Consider the following 25,713-nt stretch of genomic DNA (forward strand, 5'->3'; position numbering starts at 1 on the left):
GACCGGTTCCCGCCGATATCCGCTGTACCGGAACCCCATGGGTCGAAAGACTGCCGGGCATGGAGTTCTTCTGCTTCCACCGCGACCGGCCCGGCTCGCTCGCTCTGCGCCAAGAACTGGTCGAACAGCACTGGTCCTACATGGATCGGTACGCGTCGGAGATGATCGCCCGAGGGCCGACCCTCTCCGACGCCGACGGGGTCCCGACCGGCAGCGTCCACATCGTCGACCTGCCCGACCCGGCCGCCGCCCGCGCCTTCGCCTTCGACGAGCCGGGCTACCAGGCCGGTGTGTACCGGGACGTACTGCTGCGGCGGTGGCGCGATGTGCTGGGGCGCACGATGTGGGAATTCCCCGGCGGCCGGACCGGAGGCAACCGATTCCTGGTGCTCGGCCTCGGTCCCGGCCTGGGCTTGGGCGAGGCCGCCGACGCCGCCCTGCCCGCCGACCCGGACGAGCTGATCGCCTACGGGCCACTGCTGTCCGACGACGGAAGCACCTGGCTGGGTACGGCGGCACTGGTCCGAGCACCCGGCCCGGAGACGGCCCGCGCCGTCCTGGCCCCGGACCGGTACGCGGACATCGAGGTCCACCGCTGGCAGTTCGGCGGGCGGCCGTCATGACCCGCGCACTCGGCCCCGTCGCCTGGCCACCCGCCCCGATAAGGACCGAACGGCTCGTGCTCCGCCCGTCCGAGGCCGGGGACCGTCCGACGTTCATCGAACTGTTCGCCTCACCGGAGGTGCACACCTACCTCGGTGGCCCTCGACCGCGTGATGTGATCGATTTCGACGGAGCGGTGATCGGCATGGTCAAGCTCGATCGGCACGACGCGGAGAGTCCGGGCCACGTCCGTCCGGACATCGGGGAGGCCGAGCTCGGCTACCTGTTCCTGCCGGAGGCGTGGGGACATGGGTACGCCGCCGAGGCGTGCGCGGCGGCACTCGACTGGTTCGCCGAAGCGCTTCCCGGCGAGTCGGTGGTGCCGCGCACCCAGACCGCCAACGAGCGCTCGATGCGCCTTGCGGCAAAGCTGGGGTTCACCGAGGTGGAACGGTACGCGGCCTACGGCGCCGAGCAGTGGTTCGGCGTGTGGTCCTCCTCGGCCACGCCGTCCGGTTGAGCGGTCCCGGCCTCTGGTCCCGGCCAGGGGCTGGTTCCAGGGGTTGGATGGTCCCCCACAGCGCACCCCGGCGTCCCTCCCGCAAGGCTGTCGTCCGCCCGGGCGGAAGATCCTGGCCGATCGGACTGGAAGCATGGCCGGTCGGGCGACGCGGAGCCGGAGAACCTTGGCTAGCGTCCTTTTCGGCGGGTATCACCACGGAGGGGAAGGCACGATGGATCAGCACACGTCCGACCGCGACACCGGCGTGACCACCGAGTTCGAGAGGGACGTCCTCAAGCTGTTGCTGGAGGCGATGCGCGCGGTGGCCAAGCAGGAACGCGAGGACCTGGGTACGGAAAGCGTGCTGTATGCGCTCGTGTCGGGTGACTGGGCCGCGGGTTCCGCAATCGCACCCGGGATGCGGGCCTCCGGCTCGCTCAGCGCTTCGATCGGGACCCGGGGGACATCCGTGTGGGTCAGCGACGACGCGGGTGACGGCGCGGCGGGAAGCCCGGACGACGAGCGGGAGATCGACGCCTGCTGGCGGGGGGTCCGGCAGGAGGAGGCCAAGAGGCTGCGCTGGAAGAACCGGAAGAAGAAGGAGGGGGAGGAGCGGCAAAGCCTTGAACTCCCGCCGATGACCGGTGCGGTGCGGACCTGTCTGCGCAAGGCGCTGGAGGCCGCACGGGAGGAGGGCACCATTTCCGTTCGCGTCCGGCATGTGGCGCGCGCACTGGTCGAGCTGCCCGATACGCGCGCCCGTGAAGCCTTGGCGGTGAGGAAGCTGGACGTCTCGGCTGCCTTGAGGGCGCTCGACGCGTTGCGGGGGAGCGACGAAGCGCCGGAGCCCACCGCGGTGTTGGTGCTGCGCAAGGCGGGGACGTTCGGGAAGAGCGGCAATCCGCTGACCCGGAAGTTCACCGCCTGGATATTCGGGGGCGGCGCCGGGTTCGGCTCCGCGGTCGTGGGCGTGGTGCTCTCGGAGGCACGACGGAGGGCGGTGCGGCGCGGAGCGCCGGAGGAGGAACCCGTCGATGTGCTGCTGGGCATTCTGGCGCTGGAGCGGTCGTTGACCGTCGCGGGGCGTGAGCTGCCCGAGAAGCTGACGGCGGCGAACCGGGGGGCGGAACTCCTGCGCCGGCACGGCGTACGGCAGGATGCCGTCACCCGGATACTGCTTCCCACCACCGGGGTCGCGGAGGGGGAGCCCCCGGAGGTCGGCGACACCGCCGGCTTCGAGCGGCGGCTCCTGCACGTCACGGAGCTCACCGCCTCCGCTCAGGGCTCGTCCACGGTCGGCACGACCCACCTGCTGGCCGCGCTGCTGGATGAGACCGGGACGGACGCGGAGTCCGCGGCGGAGATCGAGCGTGTGCTGACCGAGAGCGGGGCGGATGTCGCCGGGCTGCGGGCGGAGCCGGAGCTCCGGGTCCCGGGCGGAGCGGCCGAGGCCGCCTGAGGCCGCAGTGGTCCGCCAACGCGTATGACCAGCAGAGCCGTTGAGGACGGAAGCCACACGGAGGAAACCATGAGCCCGGCAGTGCGACCGTGGAGACGGATGCGCCGAGAGGCCGCCGCTATCCGGGAGGCGGTGCGCGCCGCGCCCCGGCGGACGGTCGTCATCGAGTCCGTACTCGCCGGTCTGGTCCTGCTGTGCTCGCTGGTGCCGGTTCCGCTGATTCCGCCGGCCCACCCGGTGTCGGTGGCCCTCCTGGGGGTGTGGGCGGCGCTGCTCGTGCCCGCGCGGCGGATGTACCCGACCCTCACGGTGCTGTGCTGCGTGCCGTTGATCGCCGGGGACAACGTGTGGGCGATGGTGGTGGTGCCGTGCGTCGTGTGGTCCGCCGTGCGCCGCATCGCCCCCGCACGGCGCGCCTGGGCAGTGGTCGGGGCGAGCGGTGCCGGCGCCGTGCTCGTATCGATTGCCGCCCAATCCCTCAGCGGGCTCCCGACGATGCCGTACCTGGCCGCCGGCGCCGGTGTGGCCGCGCTGTTCATCCTGCTGCCCGCGCTGTCCGGCATGATGCTGGGGCGTCGCCGCCCGCTGACGAGGCTGCTGCGGGAACGCAACGCCTACCTCGAACAGAACCGCTTGCTCACCGACGAGGCGGCCCGCATGGAGGAACGGGCGCGCATCGCCTCCGAGATGCACGATCTGCTCGGCCACCGCATCGGCCTCATCTCGGTGCACGCCGGAGCCCTCCAGCTCGCCGCCGAACGACAGGCGCCCCCGCTGGTCTCCCAAGCCGAACTTCTGCGCACCACTGCCGGAACGGCCATGGACGAACTGCGCGGCATCCTCGGCGTCCTCCGTCACCAGCCCGGCGAGAACATCGGCGAGCGGGGGACCCGCGAGGCTCTCTCGACCCTGGTCGCGGATGCCCGGAGCGCCGGGGCCGACGCCGAACTGCACTGGAACGCGACCAGGCAGGCGGACGCGGACGCCCGCAGCCGTCAGGCCGTCCACCGTGTCACCCGCGAAGGACTCACCAACGCGCTGAAGCACGCGCCCGGCGCGCCTGTCCGCGTGACGTTCCACGACGAAGGGGAAGCCCTGGTGGTCACCGTCGTCAACGATGCCCCGCCGGCGCCCCGTCCGCCCGGGGACGGGAACCGCAGTGGACTCATCGGCCTCCAGGAAAGGATCAGCCTGCTCGGGGGCGCCCTCCACGCCGGACCGCGCCCGGAGGGCGGCTTCGTCCTCTCCGCCCGTATACCCGTCCGGCCCGACTCGCCGCCCGTGTACGCCACTTCGCCCGCGCCGGTGTCCGGCGGGGCGGGCTCCCGACCCCCGCTGTCCACGGATGTCCTCACGTGGCCCCGCCTCCTGGGCGGCGGCTGCGCGGCGATGCTGGTGTTGCTGCCGACGGTCGCATGCACCATCGCCCTGCTGATCATGGCGGTTCTACACTGAACCCGTGATCCGAGTCCTGATCGCCGACGACGAGGCGCTGATGCGCGCCGGGATCCGGCTTATCCTGGAGAACGACGACGAGTTCCTTATCGTGGCCGAGGCACAGGACGCCCGCGAGGCCGTCGAAGCCTGCCACCTCCACCCCGTCGACGTCGCCCTCCTCGACATCCGCATGCCCGGGGACGGCATCACCGCCGTCGCCGAGATCACCCGGCACTCGTCCCGCACCCGGGTGGTGATGCTGACGGCCTTCGGCGAGGAATCGACCGTTACCAGCGCCCTGCGCGCCGGAGCCCACGGCTACCTCCTCAAGGACACCGGCCCCCGCGACCTCATCGACGCCGTACGCCGCGCCGCCGCCGGAGAACCCGTCCTCGCCCCGCAGGTCACCCGCCAACTCGTCGACTTCCGGATCCGGCTGGGCCACGGCAGCGACGCCGCATCACGTCGGATCGCGGACCTGACACCGGCCGAACGGGACGTCCTCCGACTGCTGGGCACCGGCCTCTCCAACGCCGAGATCGCCGCACAGCTCCACCTGAGCTCCGGCACGGTCAAGGCCCACATCAGCAGCATCCTCACCCGCGCCCACTGCACCAACCGGGTCCAGGCGGCGGTGCTGGCGCAGGAGGCGGGACTGCTCGACTGACGCCCGGGCAGGCGGGCTTCTGCCGCGCGGCGCCCTCGTTCACGGCTTCAGGTCACGTCAAGAACGACCTTTCCGTGCACCTTCCGCGCGAACAGCGCCCGGACGGCGTCGCCCACGTCCTGCCAGTCGCCTCGCAGCCCGACCGGTGCCGAGAGCCTTCTGGCGGCCATGAGGCCCAGCAGGTCCGTCAGCTCCCCGCTGGTCGGCGTCATGTCGCCGTAGGTGGCGATGGCGCGGGGTTCGCCGAAGCCGAACAAGGCCCCTGACGGGAACGTGGTGTCCTGCCCCGAGGAGTAACCGACCAGGTGGATGGTGCCGCCCTCGGCGAGGGAACTCCACGCCTGGCCCACCAGCGGCCCGCCGACGGTGTCCAGGACCAGGTCGAACCGGCCCTCGGTCTCGGCCAGGTCGGTCAGGACCTCGTCGGCCCCGAGTTCGCGGAGTCCGGCGGCCCGGTCCGGCGAACCGACGAGTGCCGTCACCCGGGCGCCCGCCAACGCCGCCAGCTGGACGGCGAAGTGCCCCACGCCCCCGCTGGCGCCGGTGACCAGGACGTTACGCGCCAGCAGGGAACGCTTGCGCAGCACCCGCAATGCGGTGACTCCGGCGATCCCCAGCGCGGCGGCGTCGGCCAGGTCCACGCCCCCGGGGGCGGCCCCGAGCCAGGCAGGGCTGACCGCCACCCGCTCCGCGCACGCGTGGGGAGCCATTCCCACCGCGACGCGCGCGCCCTCGGGTTCTCTCCTGGATGCGCCTGAACACTCGGCGCGGTACGCAAAACCCTTACGCACGGCCAGGACAGCGGCCAGTCCCGTGAGAATCAATCAGTTGACGATCTGTGTCAGCACGACTCGCGTATCACAGCGTGAAGGGGTCCTCGTCGAGCTTTTCCGCCAGGTGCTCAAGAGTGTCCGTAAGGCTTGTCGGCGCGCCGTTCAGCGTTTCGCGCTGCTTGGCGAGTTGACCGATGAGGCGGAGGGTCCGTCCTGAGGAGATTCCGGGTGCGGCGGTGACCAAGGATTTGGCTACGTCTTCCGCGTCGCGCCAGGCGTTGACGTCCAGAAGGCATTGTGCGAGCCGTGCGACTCGCTCGCTTGAGTAGCCAGTCGTGACGTCACGCCCTGGTTGTACGGATTGGAGCAGTAGCTCAATGGCTTTCTCTACGTCACCGGCGATCTGAAGTGTGTGACCACACTGGCGGTCAATTTCCCCCTGGGTCACCCACCATGCCCAGCCCGGTTCGCCGACCTCGTTGCCGTCCTCGATGAGCGACCGGGCGCGTTGAAGCGACTCGATGGCATCCGATGTACGTCCCGTACCGACCAACCCCTTGGCCTCGCGGATGCGGAACATCGCCTCGACACGCGGGGACAGCCGCCTACGGTTGAGTACCGACCGGGCGATGCACAGCGCCTCTTGGTACCGCCCGCGCCATTCGCTCTGCATCGCCATGTTCTGCAGCGTCAGCAATTCGATGGAGCGATCCCCCGAGAGATTCGCGAGCAACAGCGCCTCATGATTGAAGCGTTGGGCTGCGTCATCTCTTTCCGCGTCCCAAAGAGCCCAACCGGCGACTTCAGCGAGTTCCGCAGCCGCCGACTGAATGTCGCGCTCATGCCGAGGGTCGTAGTCTCCGACTCCGAGCCGCCGATGCACGACCTTGAACGCACGGCCTGCGGGCTCCGCGATGGATACCCCGCTGAGTTCGTTGTCCAGGACGACCAGCCGATGGGAAGTCTCGCGGATGGCCTGTGCGAAGTCGGCTCCGCGTGCCTCGTTGAGCTTGAGCATCCGATCAGCGATGGACGGTGATTCAGTCGCTTCCGGTGATTCCGCCGGTGGTGCAACTCGTGCCGCGATGTCGGCGAGTTCCCCGTTTGTCTCGAGCAGGTTGTCCAGCGCCGTCACGAGTTGCGTCGACGGCTGCTGTTTCCCGGAGAGTACGCGGGACAGGTAGGCGTGGTCGTAGTTCAGGTGGCGGGCGACCGCTCGCACGCTCATGTTCCGGTCACGGATCAGGTCGCGGACTCTCTGGCTGAACTCCCCGCTGTTCATGGTGACTAGGGTACGGCTTGTCACCGCGCAGTCACCAGGCGATCACCAACCGCGACCGCACATTCCCGGTTGTCTTGACGTACGTAAGGACCGCTAACGGGAGCGACAGCATGTCGGACACGGTGAAGGGCCGCGCGATGATGACCATGCGCGTGTCGCGGGACGGCGGGAAGACCTACGGGCCGACGCGCGTGGTCACGTCCACCGAGCCCCTGAGGCCGCTGGAGACGTCGGTGTGGCCGCCGTGTCAGTGCCCCCGATGTGCATCGGCGCACGTGACTACCCGTCAGACGGGTGCCACGTAAAACCGTCAGCCCCCTGGCCGAGGCCAGGGGGCTGACGGTGGTGGCAAGGGGCCCAGGTCAGCCCTGCTTGGGCGCGGCCTGCTGGACGACCTCGAAGGACCACAGCGTGGAGCCGGACGCGGCGGGCTTCTGCTGCGGGGCGTCCTCGCCGCCGCGCTGGTGGGCCGCCTTCATCGGGCCCTCCATCCACGCCTGGAAGTCCTCCTCGCTGCGCCAGCGCGTATAGACGAGGTACTGGTCGGTGCCCTCGACCGGGCGCAGCAGTTCGAACCACTCGAAGCCGTCGGAGTTCTCGACCGACCCGGCGCGCGACGCGAAGCGCTTTTCCAGCACCTCGCGCTGCTCCTCCGGGACCGTCAGCACATTGATCTTGACGATGCTCATGCCCACCATCCTGCCGCATCACCGGGGAAGGCCGCGGGCTACGACGCCGGGGCCTGTGTCAGGCGGACCGGACACGCCGCAGAGCGGACCGAGGCCCCGCCCACCCCGGTACGGGCGCCCACCGGCCGCGGTGTGCCCGGCGCGGTGGCGGACCGTACGGCGACTGCCAGGCAGGCCGCGCGGTTCGGTGGAGAACGATCGGCAGGCAGGTGGGCACAAACGCCCAGTTCTTGGACATGGAGTTACACCGTTTCCAGTGAGAAGACCGCAGCGAAAAGGAGCGCGGCGCACAGGTGCGACGCGCGACGGATCAGCGCTCGGGGGGTCTCACTTGGTGTACAACGGCATGTCCTTGACGGGGTGACTGCGGGCGGGAGCACGCTAACGCACACGGGAGTGCGGCTCCACTGATTTTCGGGCGGTCAACAGCGTATGAAGACGGCGGTCAGTGGGTGATGACGACCTTGCCGAAGCGTGGGCCCTTCTCGAAGTGCGCGAACGCCTCCGGGGCCGCCTCGAACGGGAAGACGCGGTCGATGACGGGCCGGAGCCGGTGCCGGCCGATGGCCTTGTTCATCCGTTCGAAGTCGCTCCGGCTGCCGACGCTGATCGACCGGAGGGTCGCGGCGCGGCGGAAGAACCGTGTCACGTCCATGCCGCCGCCCGCCGCCAGATTGCCGACGAGGGCGATCTGCCCGCCGTGGGCGACGGCGTCGATGGACTGGGAGAGCGTTCCGGCGCCGCCGATCTCGACGACGCGGTCGGCGCCGCCGCCGGTGAGTTCCCGTACCCGCGCGCCCCACTCCGGTGTGCTGGTGTAGTCGACGACATCGGATGCGCCCAGAGCGCCGAGGCGCCTGGCCTTGGCGTCGCCGGACGTCGTGGCCAGGACGCGTGCGCCGGCCAGGCGGGCGAATTGCAGCGCGAAGACCGATACTCCGCCCGAGCCCTGGACCAGGAGAGCGTCCCCCGGGCCGACGCCGCTCACGGCCGACCACGCGGTGAGCGCGGCGCACGGAAGCGTGGCGGCTTCCTCGAAGGACAACTGGTCCGGCACGGCGACCAGGCTCTGTTCGTCGAGGGTGAGGTATTCGGTGAGCCAGCCGTCGCGGTGCGTGCCGCGCAGCGGCCCCCACTCGGGGAACGGGCCGTACAGCCAGGTCGGATGGAAGGTGCCCACGACCCGGTCTCCCACTCGGAACCGCGAGACGCCGTCCCCGACGGCCTCCACGACGCCCGCACCGTCGGAGAGCGGGATGCGCCCCGGCTCCACGTCGACGGAGTACCGGCCGGTGACGATGAGCAGATCGCGTGCGTTGAGGGAGCTGGCCTTCACCCGTACGAGTACTTCGCCCGCTGACGGGCTCGGCACCGGGCGCTCCGCCGAGGCGACCAGGCCACCGCCCGCTTTCACCTGGAATGTTCGCATTTCCCACCCTTCATTCGTATGGCGCCTCCACGATAGGCGCGCCCGGCTGGACGATCTGTATCTTGACGTCCATGGTTTGGCGCAGATCGTCCAGGAGAGGCCAGGGGAGTGGGGATGGATCCGATTGACGACCTCCTCGCCACGATGAAGATCGAGGACGCGCGGTATGTGCGGGTGGACGCCCGAGCGCCGTGGGGAATCTCATTCCCTCCCCGGCACCTCGCCCGGCTGGTCCTGATCTCCCGTGGCTCGTGCCTGCTCGTCGCGGACACGCTCGCCGGACCGCAACGTCTTGAGGCGAACGACTGCTTCCTGGTCCGCGCGGGGGTGAGGTTCACCCTTCAGGACGAGGCGGGCAGCGAGGTCGTGGACTGTGACGGACTGGTCTCCCAGGCCCCCGGCGACTCGGCGCGGGTCGGGGGCGACGGTGAGCTCACGCAGATCGTCTCCACCCGGTTCGCCTTCGACGCCGTGGCGGCAGAACCGCTCTTCGCGCTCCTGCCGCCGGTGTTCCGGCTGAACCTGGACGACGCGTCCAGTCAACTCCTGCGCACCACGTTCGACCTCATCGCGCGGGAGAGCGCGGCGGGCGGGCTCGGTGGCGGCTTCATCATGAGCCGGCTGTCCGATGTGCTCTTCGTCCAGGCGTTGCGGACCTGTTGTGCGGATGTCGGCGGCGGGACCGTCGGCTGGATCGCCGCGCTGCGGGACCCGCGGCTGGCGGCCACCATGGAGGAGTTGCACGCGGACCTGGCCCATCCGTGGACGGTCGACGAACTCGCCCGCACGGCGGGGATGTCACGCTCGGCGTTCGCCGCCCTGTTCAAGGAGAGGACGGGGGACACCCCGCTGGGCTACCTCACGGCATGGCGCATGTACCGGGTCAAGGTCCTGCTCCGCGAGACGTCGCTGAGTGTCCAGGAGATCGCCGTCCGCGTCGGATACGACACCGGCAGCGCGTTGAGCCGCGCCTTTTCGGCCAGGGAGGGCGTCACCCCCGGCGCCTGGCGGAAGCTGAGGGCCATTGAACCGTCACGGCCATTGAACCGTCACGGCCTTTGAGCCGGACCCTCAGCCGTGCAGCCGCAAGCCCTTCGTGACCTTGTCCACCTGGCCGCGCGGCCCGTAGACCGCGAGGCCCACCAGGTTCAGCGCGTCGGCATCGACGGCGCGGACCGTGGCGCGGTTGTCGTCCTCGTTGTCGGTGGCGAAGAGTTCCTCGGTGTAGAGGGACATCGGCAGGTCGCGGGAGAGGGCGCGGGCGTGGGTGCGGGTGAGGGCGGGGGCGTCGGCGGCGTAGACGAGGACCGGCTCGCGGAACATCGGAAGGTAGACATTGCCCGAGGCGTCCTCGTACGGCTTGCCGACGATCTCGTCCGAGGCGTGCGCCAGGCCGCTGGAGAGGAAGGCGGTCACGTTCAGCTTCTGCCAGTCGGCGAGGTCGGTGCGGACAATGACGGCGATCTTGGTGTCGAAGCGCATGCCGTCACTCTCGCCACTGCCGCGACCTGCGGTCTTGAACGCTCGTGCGCCACGGCACAATGGATCCGTGAGCGTGGTCGGAGAAGGGGAGCGGGGCCGGGAGGACTGGGCCCGGTATTGGCGCGATCCCGACCGGCCCGTGGAGGCCATGCACGCGCACTTCTTCAGCCATCGGTTCCATCCCCACAGCCATGACACCTACTCCTTCGCCGTGACCGAGGTCGGCGCGCAGCGCTTCCGGTGCCGGGGCGCGCTGCGCACCAGCGGGGCGGGGATGGTGATGGTCTTCAATCCCGACGATCCGCATGACGGGGAGGCGGCCGCCGAGCTCGGCTACAAGTACCGCATCGTCCACATAGGTCCCGATGTGGTGCGGAATGTCCTCGCCGATGTGGCCGACAGCGCGGACGGCCGGGCGGCGCTGCCGCTGTTCGACCGGCCCGTGGTCTCCGATCCCCTGCTGCCCCGCGCCCTGCTGCGGCTGCACACCGCCCTGGTCGGCGGCGCCGGACCGCTGGTGCGGGACGAGCGGCTGACCGCGGCCGTCGGGGCGATGGTGCGGCGCGGGGCCACCGGGCCGCTGTACACCCGGGAGCTTCCGGACGGGAGCGGCGAGCAGGTCCGGGCCGCACGGCGGGCCAGGGCGCTGCTGGAGGAGGCGTACGCGGAGGAGATACCGGCGGCGCGGCTCGCGGAGGCCGCCGGGTGCAGCCGCTTCGCGCTCTACCGGGCGTTCCGCGCCGCGTACGGGATGGCGCCGAGCGACTTCCAGCGGCAACTCCGGCTGCGCCGGGCGCGCGGGCTGCTGGTGGCGGGCAGCAGCGCGGCGGAGGCCGCGGCCCAGGCCGGGTTCGCCGACCAGAGCCACTTCCACCGCTGGTTCGTGCGGTGCTTCGGAGTGACGCCGGGAACATTTCAGCGCGCGGCGAGTCCCGATTCGCGGCACACCCCGCGGCCCTGATGAAATTGGCCCGGACCATACGGACCCACGCGGACCGCAAGGACCCTGCCAAAGCCTGACATCTTTCGGACAACCCCGGACGACAGTCAGGTGAAGAGGGGGTGTTCGGCGTCTGAGTAGTGGGCTCAGTAGGGTCTCAAACATCCGGGACAGATGAAGAGGGCGAGTGGGGGAGCGGCACGGCGTGGCGAACGTGGAGCGGAGCGGACTGGGGAGAAGCCCGGACACGGGGCCGGCCCCCGGTGCCGTAGGGGCGCGGACGTCACGGACCAGAATGGGGCTCGTCGCCCTGTGGCTCCTGGCGGGCGTGCTGGCGGTCCGTCAGGCGGCGGCGGTGCTGCGGCTGCCGCCCGAGGAGCGGCTGACCGATCTGGAGACCTGGATCGGCGACCAGGGTGTGCTGCATGTCCGCGGGTCGCTGTACGACGGGGACTCCTTCACCGGCACCCCGTTCTCCGGGCTCGTCCTCAAACCGCTGACCCGGGCCGCCGAGCAGAGCCTCGGGGTCGCCTGGACCTTCGGCACCCTGCTGCTGGTCGTCGTCCTCGGGCTGGTCGTGGCCCGGTCGCTGCCCGGCCCGGTCTCCCGCCGCACCTCGCTGATCGCCGCACCGCTGGCCATCAGCCTGCTGGTGCTGTCGCTTCCGGTCCGCAACACCTTCACCCTCGGCCAGACCAGCATCATCCCGGTGCTCCTGGTCGTCCTCACCGTGCTGCCCAGAACCTCCGGGCGGCAGGCCGGTGTGCTCATCGGAGTGGCCGCGGCGCTCCAGCCCGCGCTGCTGCTGTTCGCCGTCGTGCTGTGGCTGATCGGACGGCGCCGGGCCGCCGCGCTCGCGGGCGCCACGTTCGCCGGGTGCACCGCGCTCGCCTGGGCGGCCATGCCGCGCGACTCGTGGACGTACTGGGGGCATCACATCGGTGGCTTCGGGCTCGGTGCCCCCGCCGACAGCCTGGCCAACCAGTCGCTGCACGGACTGCTGCTGCGCATCGGCCTCGAGGGCCCGGTGGAGCTCGCGCTGCTGGCCGTGCTCGCGGTCGCGGTCGCGGTGATCGGTCTGCGGCGCGCGGTGCGCTACGCGGAGGACGGGCAGTCGCTGCTCGCCGCCGCCATCACCGGCAGCGTGGCGCTCGCGGTCTCGCCCACCTCCTGGCAGCACCAGCAGCTCTGGATCCTGCTGGCCGTGGTCGGCCGGGTGGGGCGGCGCGGCTCCGACCGGCTGGTGTGGCCGGTTCTGGTCGTCCTGGCGATGTCGCTCAACCGCACCGCGCTGCTGCCCGACATCGAGATCCTCGGTCATATCGGCTACAACGCGCCGCTGCTCGCCGCGCTCGCCGCCGCCTGTCTGGTGCCGTTCCTCTCCCGCACCTCGCCGCGGTGGGACGACCCCGAGCCGACGCCGGTCGCCGAACCGGCCAGGAGCCGCTTCGCCTGGGTGCCGCTGCTGCGCGTCCTCAAGCGGCCGCTGTCCCGCCCGAACCTGATGCTCGAGCTGATGCTGATCCGCGTCGGCTACTTCGCCTACTCCTGGATCCGCGGCCACGCCCCGGACGAGCGCGGTGTGGCCGAGGGCCACGGACACCAGGTGCTCACCCTCGAGGGCTGGCTGCACATCGACATCGAGCACTGGTTCAACGCCATCGTGGCCGACACCGGATGGCTCAAAGACTTCATGAACTGGTACTACAGCACCTTCCACTTCCTGATTCCGCTGTCCCTGCTGGGCTGGCTGTATCTGCGCCGCCCCGCGACCTACCGCTGGGCCCGCACCCCGCTGGCCTTCGCCACGCTGCTCGCCCTCGTCGGCTTCTGGCTCTACCCGCTGGCCCCGCCGCGGCTGATGGGGCTCGGGTACGTGGACACCGCGCACGGCCCGCAGGACCTGAGCAACCCGGACTTCGGCGCGCTCACCAAGCTGTCCAACCAGTACGCGGCCATGCCGTCGCTGCATGTGGGGTGGTCGCTGTGGTGCGGGGTGGTCATCGCGATCGTGGCGCCGTACGTCTGGGCGAAGGTGCTCGGCATCCTGTATCCGCTGCTGACCACGGCGGTCATCGTGGGCACCGCGAACCACTATGTGCTGGACGCGATCGGTGGCGCGGTCATCGTCACGGCCGGGTTCGCGCTGCAGTACGTGTTCCTCGGTGTGGGCAGGCGCCCGCGGGAGGAGGCGCCACCGCTGTCGGCGACGATGGGCGCCGCGGTCGCCCGGGCCAGAGGGCTGGTGCCGGGGCTGGTACGGCAGCGCGGCGGGGAGCACGACGACGCCGAGCCCGCGGAGAAGGACCGACCGGGGGCCGGCAAGTCCCCCGAAAAGGGGGCTGGGGCTCGCGTTGAGCGGCATGACCAGCGGGTCTAGCGTGGTGAGAAGGGGGCGGAAAGGCGTGAAAACGCGTTAAACGGGGGGATCCGGGAATCGAGACGGGGAGCGGGGCCCCGACCGAGGAGGGATCAAGGATGTCCCTGGTGAAGGCAGTAACCGCGGCGGTCGCGATGGGCGCCTCAATGGCTATCGCGACACCCGCGGTGGCCGCGCCGCCGCACCCCTTCGTCTTCGTCCACGACGGGTTCCAGCCTGCGTCGCAGGCGAAGACCGCCGGTGCGGTGACGTACGACAAGTCGCTGGTGCCGACGTCCGCGTCGGTGTTCGTCGCGGAGGCGCGGCTGGGCGGCAAGGGCATGGAGAAGTACCACGAAGGTGGGGAACACGGCCACATGATGCACAAGGGCACGTTCGTGTTCATCAGCGTGCGTGGCCTCGCGGCCGATCACCACTTCGGGGTCCACGTCCACACGAAGCCGTGTGGCACCAAGCCCGACTCGTCGGGGCCGCACTACCAGAACAAGAAGGACCCCAAGCAGCCCTCGACCAACCCGAAGTACGCCAACCCGCACAACGAGGTGTGGCTGGACCTCACCACCAAGGGCAACGGCAAGGGCTGGGCCAAGTCCTGGGTGAAGTGGAACTTCCGGTCCGGTGAGGCCCGTTCGGTGGTGATCCACAAGCATGCGACGGACACCACGTCGGGCAAGGCCGGGCAGGCGGGCGCCCGGGTGGCGTGTGTGAACGTGCCGTTCAAGTAGCGGCGTGCCGTTCACCTAGCGGCGGTCGGGGCGTCGGCGGCATTCCGCGGCGTCCCCGGCGCTCGGCGGAGGGCGGCAGGGGTCACGGCGGCAGCAGCCCGCCCTCCACCGAGGCGTCCCTGATCTCCTCGTACAGCGCGCGCAGCGTCTCGCTCACGGCCACCCGCGGCAGATGCAGCCCATCCAGCGCCTCGGCGTCCACGGGAGCGTGGCTGTCGGTGGCCATGTCGCCCCAGCCCTGGCCGGTCAGACAGCGCATCAGGGTGGGGTTGAGCCGGTCCACCCCGCGCACCAGGCACGCCTCGGGCGTACGGCCCTCCTCGTACTCCCTCCAGAGGGCGAGGAGTTCGGCCCCGAGCGGCGCGGGGAGCGAGGCGAAGCGCGGGGGCTCACCGCCCGCGGCGCCCCGCCCCACCGCGTCCATCTCGACGAGGTCGTGCATCAGGCAGAGCTTGAGCATCTTGGAGAGGTCGAGCCGCTGCCCGGCCTCGCGCTCGAACTCGGCGTGCAGGATCCAGCACACCATCGCCAGGTGCCAGGAGTGCTCCGCGACGCTCTCCTTGCGCTCCGGGGTGGCGTTGTTGGCGCGCTCGATCTCACGGAGGCGGGCGGTGAGGGCTATGAAGTCGAAGAGTCTTCGCCGGTCGCCCGCCGCGCCGTGCGGGCCGTACATCTCGCTCATGGCGGTCAGTGTGCCCCGGCCCGGTGGGTTGTGGGACTCCTGGCACGGCACGAACAGCTTACGTGTAGGTCACCCTGAGCTCCTTGATCCCGTTCAGCCAGGCCGAGCGCAGCCGCCGCGGCTCACCCGCGAGCCGGATGTCCGGGAGGGTGTCCGCGATGGCGTTGAAAATCAGCCGGATCTCCAGCTCCGCCAGGCTCTTGCCGAGGCAGAAGTGCGGTCCGCCGCCGCCGAAGCCGAGGTGGGGGTTGGGGTCGCGGGTGATGTCGAAGACCTCGGGGCGGTCGAAGACCTCGGGGTCGTTGTTGGCGGAGGAGTAGAAGACGCCGACCCGCTGTCCCGCCTCGATGCGCTGCCCGCCGAGTTCGGTGTCCTGGGTGGCGGTGCGCTGGAAGGACATCACGGGGGTGGCCCAGCGCACGATCTCGTCGGCGGCGGTGGCGGGGCGCTCGGCCTTGAACAGCTCCCACTGGTCGGGGTGGGTGAGGAAGGCGTGCATCCCGTGGCTGATGGCGTTGCGCGTGGTCTCGTTCCCGGCGACGGCGAGCAGCAGTACGAAGAAACCGAACTCGTCCGAGCCCAGATTGCCCTCGTCCTCGGCGGCCACCAGCCGGCTGACGATGTCCTTGGCCGGGCACGCCTTGCGGTCGGCGGCGAGGTTCATGGAGTACGAGATCAGCTCCATGGCCGACTCGGCGCCGATCTCCTCGGTGATGGCCAGTTCCGGATCGTCGTACGCGACCATCTTGTTGGACCAGTCGAAGATCTTGGACCGGTCCTGCTGGGGGATGCCGATGAGCTCGGCGATCGCCTGGAGCGGCAGTTCGCAGGCCACATCGGTGACGAAGTCGCCGCTGCCGCTCTCCCTGGCCCCGGCCACGATGCGGGTGGCGCGGTCGCGCAGGGCGTCCTCGAGGGCGCGGATGGCGCGCGGGGTGAAGCCGCGCTGGACGATCTGGCGGACCCGCGTGTGCTCGGGCGGGTCCATGTTCAGCATGATCAGCTTCTGGACGTCGATCTGGTCGCGCTGGATGTGCTCGTTGAAGCGGATGATCGCGGTGTTGGCGTGGGAGGAGAAGATCTCCGGCCGGGTGGAGACCTCCTTGACATCGGCATGGCGGGTGACGGCCCAGTAGCCGTCGTCGTCGAAGCCGGCCACGCCGTGTGGCTGGGGGATCCAGCACACGGGGGCCGTCTGCCGCAGCCGGGCGAGCTCCGGGAGTGGCACCCGATGCTGATGGAGGTCGGGGTCGGTGAGGTCAAAGCCTTCGGGGAGCGCTGGGCAGGACATCGGCCACTCCAGAGATCTGACGGCCTATCAGAAGTGTCCGCAAGGTAGTAACGGGTTCTACAAGTAGCAAGAGAAAACGCGGCCATTGTTTCGGGGGACCGGTGCCCCTCGTGGTCCGCTCAACCCCTGCACAACCCTTGCGCCGCCGGGCCGGGCCTCAGCAGACTGAGTTGAAGAACTAGAACGCGTACTAGTTCTGGCGCGGGCGCTGCCGGGAGCCCCGCGGATGCGATGAGAGGACGAGACAGCCATGGCCGCCGAACCCGTCATCGTCGAAGCCGTCCGCACGCCCATCGGCAGGCGCGGAGGCGCGCTCGCCAACCTCCACCCCGCCTATCTGCTCGGCGAGACCTACCGCGAACTCCTCGCCCGCACCGGCATTCAGCCCGACTGCGTCGAGCAGATCGTCGGCGGCACGGTCACCCACGCCGGGGAGCAGTCCATGAACCCGGCGCGCACCGCCTGGCTGACGATGGGGCTGCCGTACGAGACCGCGGCGACGACGGTGGACTGTCAGTGCGGCTCCTCGCAGCAAGCCAATCATATGGTGGCCAACATGGTCGCCACCGGTGTCATCGACATCGGCATCGGCTGTGGCGTCGAGGCCATGTCGCGGGTGCCGCTGGGCAGCGGCTCCAAACACGGTCCGGGCAAACCGTTCCCCGAGGAGTGGAACGTGGATCTGCCCAATCAGTTCCAGGCCGCCGAACGGATCGCCCGCAACCGCGGCCTGACCCGCGAGAACGTGGACGCCCTCGGGCTGATCTCCCAGGAGCGGGCGGCGCGGGCCTGGGCGGAGGAGCGGTTCAAGCGCGAGACCTTCGCGGTGCAGGTGCCCACGACGGAGGAGGAGCAGACGGCCGGCGAGGGCATGTGGCGGGCCGTCGACCGGGACGAGGGCCTGCGCGACACCAGCATGGAGGCGCTGGCCGGACTCAAGCCCATCATGCCCACCGCCGTGCACACCGCGGGCAACTCCTCCCAGATCTCCGACGGCGCCTGCGCGGTCCTGTGGGCCTCCAAGCGCATGGCCCGCGCCCTCAAACTCCGCCCCCGCGCCCGCATCGTGGCCCAGGCCCTGGTCGGCACCGATCCGCACTTCCACCTGGACGGGCCGATCGACGCCACGAAGGCGGTGCTGGGCAAGGCCGGGATGACCCTGAAGGACATCGACCTGATCGAGATCAACGAGGCGTTCGCCTCGGTGGTGCTCTCCTGGGCACAGGTCTTCGAGCAGAACCTGGAGAAGGTCAATGTGAACGGCGGCGCGATCGCCCTGGGGCACCCCGTGGGGGCCACGGGGGCACGCCTGATCACGACGGCGCTGCATGAACTGGAGCGGACGGACAAGGAGTTCGCGCTCATCACGATGTGCGCGGGCGGGGCGCTGGCGACGGGCACGATCATCCAGCGGCTGTAGTGATGGTCGAGCGTTGACCGACCGGAATCCCGGGCTTGGATTTCGGCGGTATCGATTCCTCGGCGGCGCCCTTTGGGGCGCCGCCGTTTTCGTATGCCTGGAATCGTCAATCCACGGTGACCGCCCTCGCCGTAACGGGGGTTGTGTCGTATATGTGTTCATGTAGTACGAGTACATGAAAAGCCTTTAAGGGCAGCTAATCTCTGGGATGTCATCGGATTGGCCACTTGGGGTGGTTTATGGAGAATAACCCCTTGTGTGGCCGGAGTCGAAGGGAAGCGACGACATGTCAGCTCGCCGAATGCTCACCGGTACGTTCCTGGGGCTGGGAGCCCTGGCCCTGGCCGCCACGGCGGTCGCCCCGGCGGCCAACGCCGCGCCCGTCCCCGTGACCGGCCTCAACTGCGACGGCGATACCTACACATGCACGGCCAACCTGCGGTTCGGTGACGGAAGGTGGGTCGCCCAGTGGAATGTGAACGTATTCCACCAGAGCGCGGCGAGCCATCAGCGGGTCACCCGGGCGACGGACGCGCTGCGCGGCGCTGCGGCCCCGGTCCCGGTCACGACCCTCACCTGTGACGGGGACACCTACAAGTGCACCGCCGGGCTGCAGTTCGGTGACGGCAGGTGGGTCGCCCAGTGGAACGCCAATGTGTTCCACCAGGCCGTGGCCAATGCCGTGCCCGCCGCGTCGGCGAAGACGGTCAAGGCTCCGCGGGAGGCCGCCGCCCCGGTGCCGGTGACCGCCCTGAACTGCGACGGTGACACCTATAAGTGCACGGCCAACCTGCGGTTCGGCGACGGCAGGTGGGTCGCCCAGTGGGACGCCGGCGTCTTCCACCAGAACTGACGCTTCACCAGTAGTAATCAAGAACCAGGACGGATGGGCGGGCCCGGCGCGGACAAACGCGCCGGGCCCGTCCGGTTACCTGTCCTCGAACGCCACCGGCGCCTCGAACGCCGCCCGGCGCGTGGCCCGGCGCAGTGCTCGCAGCACCGGTCCGCCGAGGGTGAGGGTGAGCACCATCGTGACCACGGCGCGCGGCAGGTCCCAGCCCAGCGAGGTGGCCAGGCAGTACGCCACGAAGCGGGCGAGGTTCTCGCCGAGTGGGTCGCCGGGGACGTAGGAGATCCCCGAGGCCACACCCTGCATCAGGGTCCAGCCCTGGAGGTTCATGACCGTTCCGTAGGCCACGGACGCCACCGCCCCGTACCCCGCGAGCAGCAGCGACTCCGCCCGGCCACGCAGCCGGGCGGCGCCGGGGAGCAGCCCCGCGCCCATCGCCACCCAGCCCATCGCCAGCATCTGGAACGGCATCCACGGCCCCACCCCGCCCGTGAGCAGCGCGGACGCGAACATCGAGACGGCGCCGAGAACAAAGCCGAAACCGGGGCCCAGCACCCGTCCCGACAGCACCATCAGGAAGAACATCGGCTCGATCCCGGCCGTCCCCGCGCCCAGCGGCCGCAGGGCCGCCCCCGCCGCCGCCAGCACCCCGAGCATCGCGACGGCCTTGGCGTCCAGACCGGTGTCCGCGATGGTCGCCACGACCACGGCCAGCAGGAGCGGGAGCAGCGCGGCGAACAGCCAGGGCGCGTCGGCGGCGTGGGTGGTGATCCCCGAGTCGCCCGGTGCGAACAGCGGCCAGCCGAAGGCGACGACACCGATCGCGGAGACCAGCGCGAGCGCCGCCACCGAGCGCGGGCCGAGGCGTACTGCCTTCGTTCCGCCGTCGCGTTCCCGCTCCGCCCGGTGCGGCCCGCTCAGTGATGTCCCGCTCATGGCGCTTCCTCCAGTGCCTCGCGTATCTGCGGCACCGTCAGCCACGGCAGTGGGGCCAGGACCTTGGCCACCTGGGGGGCGAAGGCGGGGGAGGAGACCACCACCTCCGCCGTGGGGCCGTCCGCGACCACCTCGCCCTCGGCCAGGATGACGACGCGGTGGGCGAGTTCGGCCGCGAGCTCCACATCGTGGGTGGCCAGTACGGTCGCGTGGCCGTCCGCCGCCAGCCCGCGTACCACCTCCACCAGGCGCGCCTTCGCCGCGTAGTCGAGCCCGCGCGTCGGCTCGTCGAGCAGCAGCAGGGGTGGGCGGGCGGTGAGGATGACGGACAGGGCCAGCGCCAGCCGCTGCCCCTCCGACAGATCGCGCGGATGGGCGGTGTCCGCCACCTCCGGCAGCAGCCGGCCGACCAGCTCACGGCAGGTGCCGGGAGCCGCGCCCGCGTCCTGGTCGGCCGCCGCGCACTCGGCGGCGACCGTGTCCGCGTAGAGCAGGTCGCGCGGCTCCTGCGGTACGAGGCCCACCTGGCGCAGGAGTTGGGCCGGGCGGGTGCGGTGCGGTACGACCCGGTCCGGGCCGACGCGCACCGAGCCCGAGGCCGGTTCGTGCAGCCCGACCAGGCTGGCCAGAAGCGTGGACTTGCCCGCGCCGTTGCGCCCCATCAGCGCCACCGTCTCGCCCGGCCGCACCGTCAGGTCCACCCCGCGCAGCGCCTCTACCCGGCCGTGGCGGACGGACAGCCGCGCCACCTCGCCCACCGGCCCGCCCGGCGGCGGACCCGCCACCGCCCGCGGGGCGAGCGGCGCGAGCCGCTCCCGCAGCGGCCCCGCCTTGCGGCGGGCGTCCCGTACGGACAGCGGCACCGGCGGCGGCCACCCCGCGAGGGCGCCCAGCGCCACCACGGGCGGCCGCACGGGCGATACCGGCAGCAGCTCGGCCGGTGCGCCGGTCAGCGGGGCGGCGCCGGGGGAGGGGAGCAGGATCATCTGGTCCGCGTACTGCACCACGCGTTCGAGGCGGTGTTCGGCCATCAGGACCGTGGTGCCCAGGTCGTGCACCAGCCGCTGCAGCACGGCCAGCACCTCCTCGGCGGCGGCCGGGTCCAGCGCGGAGGTCGGCTCGTCCAGGACGAGCACGCGGGGGTGGGTGGTGAGCACCGAGCCGATCGCCACGCGCTGCCGCTGCCCGCCGGAGAGCGTGGCGATGGGACGGTCCCGCAACTCGGCGAGCCCCAGCAGGTCCAGCGTCTCCTCGACCCGGCGGCGCATGGTGTCCGGGGCGATGCCGAGCGACTCCATGCCGTACGCCAACTCGTCCTCGACGGTGTCGGTGACGAAGTGCGCGAGCGGATCCTGGCCCACGGTGCCGACGACGTCGGCCAGCTCACGCGGCTTGTGGATACGGGTGTCCCGGCCCGCGACGGAGACGCGGCCGCGCAGGGTGCCGCCGGTGAAATGCGGTACGAGACCGGATACCGCGCCCAGGAGCGTCGACTTGCCGACCCCGGACGGGCCCACGAGCAGACACAGCTCCCCTTCGGGGACGGTCAGGTCCACCCCCGCGAGGGCGGGCCGCGCCGCACCGTCGTAGTGGACCGACACCTGCTCGAAGCGGATCACTGCGTGGCCTCCTCGGGCCCCGCCTCGGCTCGCGTGTGCGCGCGCTCGCCGCCGGGCGGGGTTTCGGGGGTGGGGTGGTTGTCGGGGGCCGCGTCGCCGGGCCGCGGGTGCGGCTCGGTGGCGGGCCGGGTGCCGGAGTACGGGGGGTCGGGGCGTCGCCGGTCCCGGGCGTGGGCCGGTCTGGTGGGGGCGTCTTCCGGCGGGGCCGGTTCGCGGCTCGTGGCTGGGAGCGGTACCGGTGCGGGCGCGGTGTCCGGGGGCGGCTCCGTGGCCGCGTCGCCGGGTCGCGGGTGCCGCTTGGCCGCGGGCCGGGTGTCGGGGCCGGGGGATTCCGGGCGCTGCCGGTCCCGGGCTTGGGCCGGTTCGGTGGGGGCCTTGTGCGGCGGGGCCGGTTCGCGGGCCGGAGCCCGTGCCGGGGCCGGGGCCGCCAGTGCCGGGAGGAGGCCCAGGAGTACTCCCGCGGCGGGCCACAGCGGCAGGGTTGGGGTGGTGAGCGGGACGACCGATGGTTGGAGGGCCTCCGGGGCGTAGGAGGCGGCGCGGATCATCAGTGCCGCGACCGCCGCCCCCGATCCCGCCACCAGCCACGCCCGTACGCCCCAGCGGTCCGGGCGGTAGCGGCTGCGCACCGAGCGGCGGCCGCCCAGCCACAGGCCGCCGAGGGCGGCGGCGAGTCCGGCGAGCAGCAGTGGCAGACCGTAGCCCGCGCCCTCGGCGGCGAGCAGGCCGTACGTACCGCAGCAGACGCCGAGCAGCCCGCCCAGCGTCAGCGCGGTGGTGGTACGGGCGACGGCGGGCGGGACCTGGGCGGTGCGGCCGTAGCCGCGCGCGTCCATCGCCGCCGCCAGGGCCACCGAGCGTTCCAACGCGCTCTCCAGCACCGGCAGTCCGACCTGCAGCAGCGCCTTCACCCCGCGGTCGGGGCGGCCGCGCAGACGGCGGGCGGAGCGCAGCCGAGTCACGTCCGCCACCAGATGGGGTGCGAAGGTCATCGCCACCACGACCGCGACCCCGGCCTCGTAGAGCGCGCCGGGCAGCGACTTGAGCAGCCGCGCCGGGCTGGCGAGGGCGTTCGCGGCGCCGACGCAGATCAGCAGGGCGGCCAGCCGCGACCCGTCGTACAGCGCGAACACCAGCCCCTCGGCCGACACCCGGCCGCCGATGCGCACGCCCTGCGCCCAGTGGGGCAACGGGACTTCGGGGAGCGTGAAGAGCACCCGCGTCCCGGGGATCGGCGAGCCGAAGAAGACGGCGAAGAACAGCCGGATGGCCAGCACCACAAGGCCCAGCTTGAGGAACGCGGTGTACGAGCGGGCCCATGGCGCGTCCGTGCGGCGCACGGCCACCACATAGCCCGCGACCGCGATGAGCAGCCCGAGCAACAGCGGATTGGTGGTCCGGGACGCGGCCGTGGCCAGCCCGAGCGCCCACAGCCACCAGGCCCCGGCGTGCAGGGCGCTTCCGCCGCGTGGGGGACCGGTTCGCGGGGTACCGGCTCGCAGCCGGGTGCGGAACCCGTCGCGGAAGCCGACGCCGGGGCGGCGTGGGGCGGTGGCCTCGGGGGTGGTGCGCGGTGGCATGGCGGTCTTCCGTGCGTTCATACGCGGCGGCGGCGCGCCTGCCAGACCGCCGCGGCGCCGAGCAGGACGACGGCGGCGAGCCCGCCGATCAGTCCGGCGGAGGGCCCTGAGCCGCCGTCGTCCGCCGTGCCGCCGTCGCCCTTCGGGGCGGCGTGGGCGTCATCGGAGGCGCTCACCTTGTCCCCGCAGCCCGTCTCCGGGTAACCGGAGATGGCGCACAGCAGCGCGGCGGAGTTGTAGCGCAGCGGCTTCGCGACGGCGGCGAGCGCCTCCCCGGCGGTCGCGTCCTCGCCGACCCGTGCGCACTCGGTACGGGGCGCGGGTGGCGTCCGGCGGTCGGGTGCGTCGGTGGCCGTACCGAAGTCGATGACCACCGCGACCCGTTTGGTGCCGTCCGTGGCCGGGGTGTCGGCACAGACGGCGGCGAAATCGGCCATGCCGCGCGGCCGGGTGGCGTCGTCCGAGTCCTCGCTGACCGCGAAACGGAAACCGATCATGTCGCCGTCGTCAGGCCGCGCCGACGAAGGCCCCTGGGTGGCATAGCTCCAACTGCCGCCGTCCCCGCCCCGCTGCCAGAACGACCAGTAGCGATACCCGTCCGCGGCCTGCGCCTGGCCCGCGCCGAGCATCGCGACGAGGGCGACGACGGGCAGCACCAAGGCGACGGCGGCCGGCAACAGCCGGGCCGCGCGGCCGCACCAGGCGAAAGGCGCACGGGCGCGCGGAGCGGAAGCCGCGTCCTCGCGCGGGGCCGAGGCCGGGCCGTTGCGCGGGGCCCGGGGCGCCGCTTGGGTGCGCGTCGGAGCCACATCCATGCGTGGGGTCAAAGCTGTCGCCTCTTTCGGCCGCTCAGGAGGAAGCCGATGCCCATTCCGGCGACCGCGCAGACGCCGACCGTCCACCAGACACCGCCGATCCCGCCACCGCTGTCGTCCTTCTTCTCCTCGCCCTTGCCGTTCCCGTCGGACTCCGCCCCCGGGGCCGCCGCTTCGGGCTTCGGGCCGGTGGCGTTCAGTTGCCGGACGAGGTCGGCGCCGCCGAAGTCGCGGGGGTTGGCGCCGGCCGCGTGGGCCGCGAGGATCAGTTTGGCGAGGGCGCCGGGGTCGCCCTTGGCCCAGGCGGCCGTGCCGCTGTCCTTGCTCTGGAGCCACTGGAGGGGCTTGCCCGCGGCCGCGCTGTGTTCCCCGGCGGCGAGGGCCATCACCGCGTCAGCCGTGCCGCCGAAGTCGGGCTGGTCCTTGGCGCCGGGCATGGCCGACTTCAGGTGCGTATCGGTGTCGGACATGACGCGGGAGAGGTGGGCCAGGGCGGCCTCGGCGGCGTCCTCGGGCGAACCGGCTCCGCGCTTTCCGCCCGCGCAGCGCAGCGGCTTCGGCTCGGCGCCGCCGTCCTTGCCGACGGTCTCGAAGACGAAGCCCTTGCCCCGCGCGGCCAGCGCGGCGCTCGCGGTGGCCAGCTCGTTGGCGACGGGCTTGCCCTTGGCCGCCGTGTACGCGAACGCCCCGCGCTCCTCCGCCTTCGCCGAGCAGTCCAGTTGCAGGCCGAGCAGTGCGTCGTACGGGGTCTTGCCGCCCTTGCCCGAGGCCGACGTCACCTTTGCCGGGTCCTGGCCGGTGGCGGCGATGGCGCCGATCGCCGCCGCGGTGGAGTTGGCGTCGGTCGGGCCGCCCGGGTTCATGCCCCAGCCGCCGTCCTCGTTCTGGTGGCGCTTCAGCCAGCCGATGCCCTTCTCCACGGTGCCGGAGCGCCCGCCCACCGCGGCCAGCGCCTGGACCGCCGCCGCCGTCGCGTCCGTGAACTCGCCCTTCTTCGGGTCGCACGCCTTGGACGTGTCCGCGCGGTACGCCGCGAAGCCGCCGTCCGCGCAACTCTGTCCGGCCAGCCAGTCGATGGCCGACTTGGCCGGGGTGACGCCCACCGCGTCCTGGGCGAGCAGCGCCAGCGACTGCCGCCACACCCCGTCGAACTTCGGGTCCTTGGCGCCGTAGAGCCCCTCGGCACGCCCGGCCGGGCCGTCGTCGGCCACGGCGGCAGGCGCGGCGGCCGCGCCCAGGGCGGCGCAGAGGGAAAGAGCCGCCACGCTGCGGCGAATGTTCATGGCTGTGGTGCCTCTCGGTCGGTGGACGGGCGCACGCAGCCGCGCACGGCCGTCCAGCCGCGCCGCACGCGGAACGCTCCGCGGCACGCCTGGCACCCGGCTCAGCTCCGCATACCTCGACGGTGCCGCCACCGGTCGTCCGGCGGCGGGAGCCTGCGTCGTCGCGCCCGCCCGGGTGTTCCGGCTCGTACGCCCCGCAGGGCGCGCTCACGGTTGCGGGTCAGCGCCGGAATCGCACCGGCTTCCCCCGATCGGACGCGTATGAAGTTTACGGACAGCTTATCCGCCGACTTGTCGGGCGCCTTCAGCCGCCCACCGCTCGCGCCCCCGAGCGCGGTCTCCTCGTACGACGCTGAGACAGCGGGTCGTCGTGCCGTCGTCCTCCTCGATATCACGGCGGTGTGCGAAGCCGAGCCGGGTGAGCAGGGTCAGCGACGCCTCGTTGGCCGCCATGACCGTGGCGTGCACCTCGCTCAGCCCGAGCGCGCCGAAGCCGTGGCCGACGACCGCCTCGGTCAACTCCGTCCCCAGACCGCGCCCCCACGCCTCCGGCGCCAGCGCGTAGACGATCTCGTGGCCGCCGACGACCTCGGTCGGCTTGATCTCCGCGTGGCCGACGTACCGGCCGTCCTCGCGGACGGCCCACACGTCGAACAGCCGCCGGGCGTAGACCTTGGTGAAGATCCGCCCGAACAGCGCCCGGTCCTCCGCCTCCGGGGCGAGCCTGCCGTCCCCGAGCCAGCGGCGCACCCGCCGGTCCTGGAACAGCGCCACGAAGGCGTCCTCGTCCTCGGGCCGGTACGGCTCGAGCAGCAGGCGCGCGGTGCGCAGCGTCGGGGTCATGCGCCGCGACGCTACGCGGCAGGGCG

At 71.7% G+C, this 25,713-nt stretch carries 22 protein-coding genes, 2 pseudogenes and 1 riboswitch; of the genes and pseudogenes, 11 read left to right on the forward strand and 13 right to left on the reverse strand.

What is annotated here, in order from left to right; all coding sequences use genetic code 11:
* The first annotated feature begins 59 nt into the window (after nucleotides 1–59).
* The 5 genes from ACZ6TD_RS32675 to ACZ6TD_RS32695 all read left to right on the forward strand — a co-directional run bounded on the left by ACZ6TD_RS32675 (nucleotide 60) and on the right by ACZ6TD_RS32695 (nucleotide 4,668).
* Nucleotides 60–623 carry a YciI family protein gene (locus ACZ6TD_RS32675; RefSeq protein WP_471343920.1) on the forward strand — a complete coding sequence of 188 codons (564 nt, stop codon included), beginning with the start codon at nucleotides 60–62 and terminating at the stop codon, nucleotides 621–623.
* Nucleotides 620–1,123 (forward strand): GNAT family N-acetyltransferase, encoded by a 504-nt coding sequence (locus ACZ6TD_RS32680; protein WP_471343923.1) that lies wholly within the window; start codon nucleotides 620–622, stop codon nucleotides 1,121–1,123. Before ACZ6TD_RS32675 ends, ACZ6TD_RS32680 begins: the two co-directional genes overlap by 4 nt.
* 214 nt (nucleotides 1,124–1,337) lie before the next feature.
* The gene (locus ACZ6TD_RS32685) at nucleotides 1,338–2,564 is read left to right on the forward strand and encodes a hypothetical protein (protein WP_471343924.1); all 1,227 of its coding nucleotides are present in this window, start codon (nucleotides 1,338–1,340) and stop codon (nucleotides 2,562–2,564) included.
* A gap of 99 nt (nucleotides 2,565–2,663) precedes the next feature.
* Nucleotides 2,664–4,019, forward strand: a complete 1,356-nt coding sequence (locus tag ACZ6TD_RS32690; RefSeq protein WP_471343925.1) for a sensor histidine kinase — start codon at nucleotides 2,664–2,666, stop codon at nucleotides 4,017–4,019.
* Between the two features lie 4 nt (nucleotides 4,020–4,023).
* On the forward strand, nucleotides 4,024–4,668 hold the full coding sequence (locus ACZ6TD_RS32695) for a response regulator (RefSeq protein ID WP_262699670.1): 645 nt from the start codon (nucleotides 4,024–4,026) through the stop codon (nucleotides 4,666–4,668).
* 47 nt (nucleotides 4,669–4,715) lie between these two features.
* Here ACZ6TD_RS32695 and ACZ6TD_RS32700 read toward each other — a convergent pair.
* The 4 genes and pseudogenes from ACZ6TD_RS32700 to ACZ6TD_RS32715 form a co-directional block, all read right to left on the reverse strand.
* Nucleotides 4,716–5,408 (reverse strand): annotated as a pseudogene (locus ACZ6TD_RS32700) (zinc-binding dehydrogenase); the annotation flags it as partial.
* 118 nt (nucleotides 5,409–5,526) lie between these two features.
* A complete protein-coding gene (locus tag ACZ6TD_RS32705) occupies nucleotides 5,527–6,723 on the reverse strand; it encodes a helix-turn-helix domain-containing protein (RefSeq protein ID WP_471343927.1) in 1,197 nt (398 codons plus the stop codon).
* A gap of 362 nt (nucleotides 6,724–7,085) precedes the next feature.
* The gene (locus tag ACZ6TD_RS32710; protein ID WP_470011068.1) at nucleotides 7,086–7,412 is read right to left on the reverse strand and encodes an antibiotic biosynthesis monooxygenase family protein; all 327 of its coding nucleotides are present in this window, start codon (nucleotides 7,410–7,412) and stop codon (nucleotides 7,086–7,088) included.
* Nucleotides 7,413–7,857: 445 nt separating this feature from the next.
* The gene (locus ACZ6TD_RS32715; protein ID WP_471343928.1) at nucleotides 7,858–8,841 is read right to left on the reverse strand and encodes a zinc-dependent alcohol dehydrogenase family protein; all 984 of its coding nucleotides are present in this window, start codon (nucleotides 8,839–8,841) and stop codon (nucleotides 7,858–7,860) included.
* Nucleotides 8,842–8,955: 114 nt separating this feature from the next.
* Here ACZ6TD_RS32715 and ACZ6TD_RS32720 point away from each other — a divergent pair, with 114 nt between their 5' ends.
* Nucleotides 8,956–9,903 (forward strand): AraC family transcriptional regulator, encoded by a 948-nt coding sequence (locus ACZ6TD_RS32720; protein WP_471343929.1) that lies wholly within the window; start codon nucleotides 8,956–8,958, stop codon nucleotides 9,901–9,903.
* 9 nt (nucleotides 9,904–9,912) lie between these two features.
* On the opposite strand, the gene ACZ6TD_RS32725 is transcribed toward ACZ6TD_RS32720, so the two are convergent.
* Nucleotides 9,913–10,323: a DUF2000 family protein gene (locus tag ACZ6TD_RS32725; protein ID WP_471343931.1), complete on the reverse strand. Its 411-nt coding sequence runs from the start codon at nucleotides 10,321–10,323 to the stop codon at nucleotides 9,913–9,915.
* 148 nt (nucleotides 10,324–10,471) lie between these two features.
* Between ACZ6TD_RS32725 and ACZ6TD_RS32730 the strand changes: the two genes are divergently transcribed.
* The 3 genes from ACZ6TD_RS32730 to ACZ6TD_RS32740 all read left to right on the forward strand — a co-directional run bounded on the left by ACZ6TD_RS32730 (nucleotide 10,472) and on the right by ACZ6TD_RS32740 (nucleotide 14,368).
* On the forward strand, nucleotides 10,472–11,284 hold the full coding sequence (locus ACZ6TD_RS32730; RefSeq protein ID WP_471358229.1) for an AraC family transcriptional regulator: 813 nt from the start codon (nucleotides 10,472–10,474) through the stop codon (nucleotides 11,282–11,284).
* Nucleotides 11,285–11,558: 274 nt separating this feature from the next.
* Nucleotides 11,559–13,643 (forward strand): bifunctional glycosyltransferase 87/phosphatase PAP2 family protein, encoded by a 2,085-nt coding sequence (locus ACZ6TD_RS32735; RefSeq protein WP_471343933.1) that lies wholly within the window; start codon nucleotides 11,559–11,561, stop codon nucleotides 13,641–13,643.
* 98 nt (nucleotides 13,644–13,741) lie between these two features.
* The gene (locus tag ACZ6TD_RS32740) at nucleotides 13,742–14,368 is read left to right on the forward strand and encodes a superoxide dismutase family protein (RefSeq protein WP_471343935.1); all 627 of its coding nucleotides are present in this window, start codon (nucleotides 13,742–13,744) and stop codon (nucleotides 14,366–14,368) included.
* An 82-nt stretch (nucleotides 14,369–14,450) separates the two neighbouring features.
* On the opposite strand, the gene ACZ6TD_RS32745 is transcribed toward ACZ6TD_RS32740, so the two are convergent.
* A complete protein-coding gene (locus ACZ6TD_RS32745) occupies nucleotides 14,451–15,050 on the reverse strand; it encodes an HD domain-containing protein (RefSeq protein ID WP_471343937.1) in 600 nt (199 codons plus the stop codon).
* A gap of 58 nt (nucleotides 15,051–15,108) precedes the next feature.
* Entirely contained in the window at nucleotides 15,109–16,341 is a 1,233-nt protein-coding gene (locus tag ACZ6TD_RS32750; RefSeq protein ID WP_471343940.1) for a cytochrome P450, read from the reverse strand.
* 250 nt (nucleotides 16,342–16,591) lie between these two features.
* On the opposite strand from ACZ6TD_RS32750, the gene ACZ6TD_RS32755 reads away from it, so the two are divergent.
* Nucleotides 16,592–17,761, forward strand: a complete 1,170-nt coding sequence (locus ACZ6TD_RS32755) for a steroid 3-ketoacyl-CoA thiolase (protein ID WP_471343943.1) — start codon at nucleotides 16,592–16,594, stop codon at nucleotides 17,759–17,761.
* A 286-nt stretch (nucleotides 17,762–18,047) separates the two neighbouring features.
* Entirely contained in the window at nucleotides 18,048–18,614 is a 567-nt protein-coding gene (locus ACZ6TD_RS32760) for a hypothetical protein (RefSeq protein WP_471343946.1), read from the forward strand.
* A gap of 75 nt (nucleotides 18,615–18,689) precedes the next feature.
* On the opposite strand, the gene ACZ6TD_RS32765 is transcribed toward ACZ6TD_RS32760, so the two are convergent.
* The 6 genes and pseudogenes from ACZ6TD_RS32765 to ACZ6TD_RS32790 all read right to left on the reverse strand — a co-directional run bounded on the left by ACZ6TD_RS32765 (nucleotide 18,690) and on the right by ACZ6TD_RS32790 (nucleotide 25,687).
* Nucleotides 18,690–19,547, reverse strand: a complete 858-nt coding sequence (locus ACZ6TD_RS32765; protein ID WP_471343949.1) for an ECF transporter S component — start codon at nucleotides 19,545–19,547, stop codon at nucleotides 18,690–18,692.
* Nucleotides 19,544–21,166: an ABC transporter ATP-binding protein gene (locus tag ACZ6TD_RS32770; protein WP_471343951.1), complete on the reverse strand. Its 1,623-nt coding sequence runs from the start codon at nucleotides 21,164–21,166 to the stop codon at nucleotides 19,544–19,546. Before ACZ6TD_RS32770 ends, ACZ6TD_RS32765 begins: the two co-directional genes overlap by 4 nt.
* A gap of 407 nt (nucleotides 21,167–21,573) precedes the next feature.
* Nucleotides 21,574–22,746, reverse strand: a pseudogene (locus ACZ6TD_RS32775) (energy-coupling factor transporter transmembrane component T); the annotation flags it as partial.
* 17 nt (nucleotides 22,747–22,763) lie between these two features.
* The gene (locus tag ACZ6TD_RS32780) at nucleotides 22,764–23,561 is read right to left on the reverse strand and encodes an SCO2322 family protein (RefSeq protein WP_471343954.1); all 798 of its coding nucleotides are present in this window, start codon (nucleotides 23,559–23,561) and stop codon (nucleotides 22,764–22,766) included.
* A gap of 8 nt (nucleotides 23,562–23,569) precedes the next feature.
* Entirely contained in the window at nucleotides 23,570–24,844 is a 1,275-nt protein-coding gene (locus tag ACZ6TD_RS32785) for a prenyltransferase/squalene oxidase repeat-containing protein (protein ID WP_471343957.1), read from the reverse strand.
* 173 nt (nucleotides 24,845–25,017) lie between these two features.
* Nucleotides 25,018–25,092: riboswitch (cobalamin riboswitch) on the reverse strand.
* A 31-nt stretch (nucleotides 25,093–25,123) separates the two neighbouring features.
* On the reverse strand, nucleotides 25,124–25,687 hold the full coding sequence (locus ACZ6TD_RS32790) for a GNAT family N-acetyltransferase (protein WP_471343960.1): 564 nt from the start codon (nucleotides 25,685–25,687) through the stop codon (nucleotides 25,124–25,126).
* Between the last annotated feature and the right edge of the window lie 26 nt (nucleotides 25,688–25,713).

It is taken from the genome of Streptomyces yongxingensis, assembly GCF_055597465.1.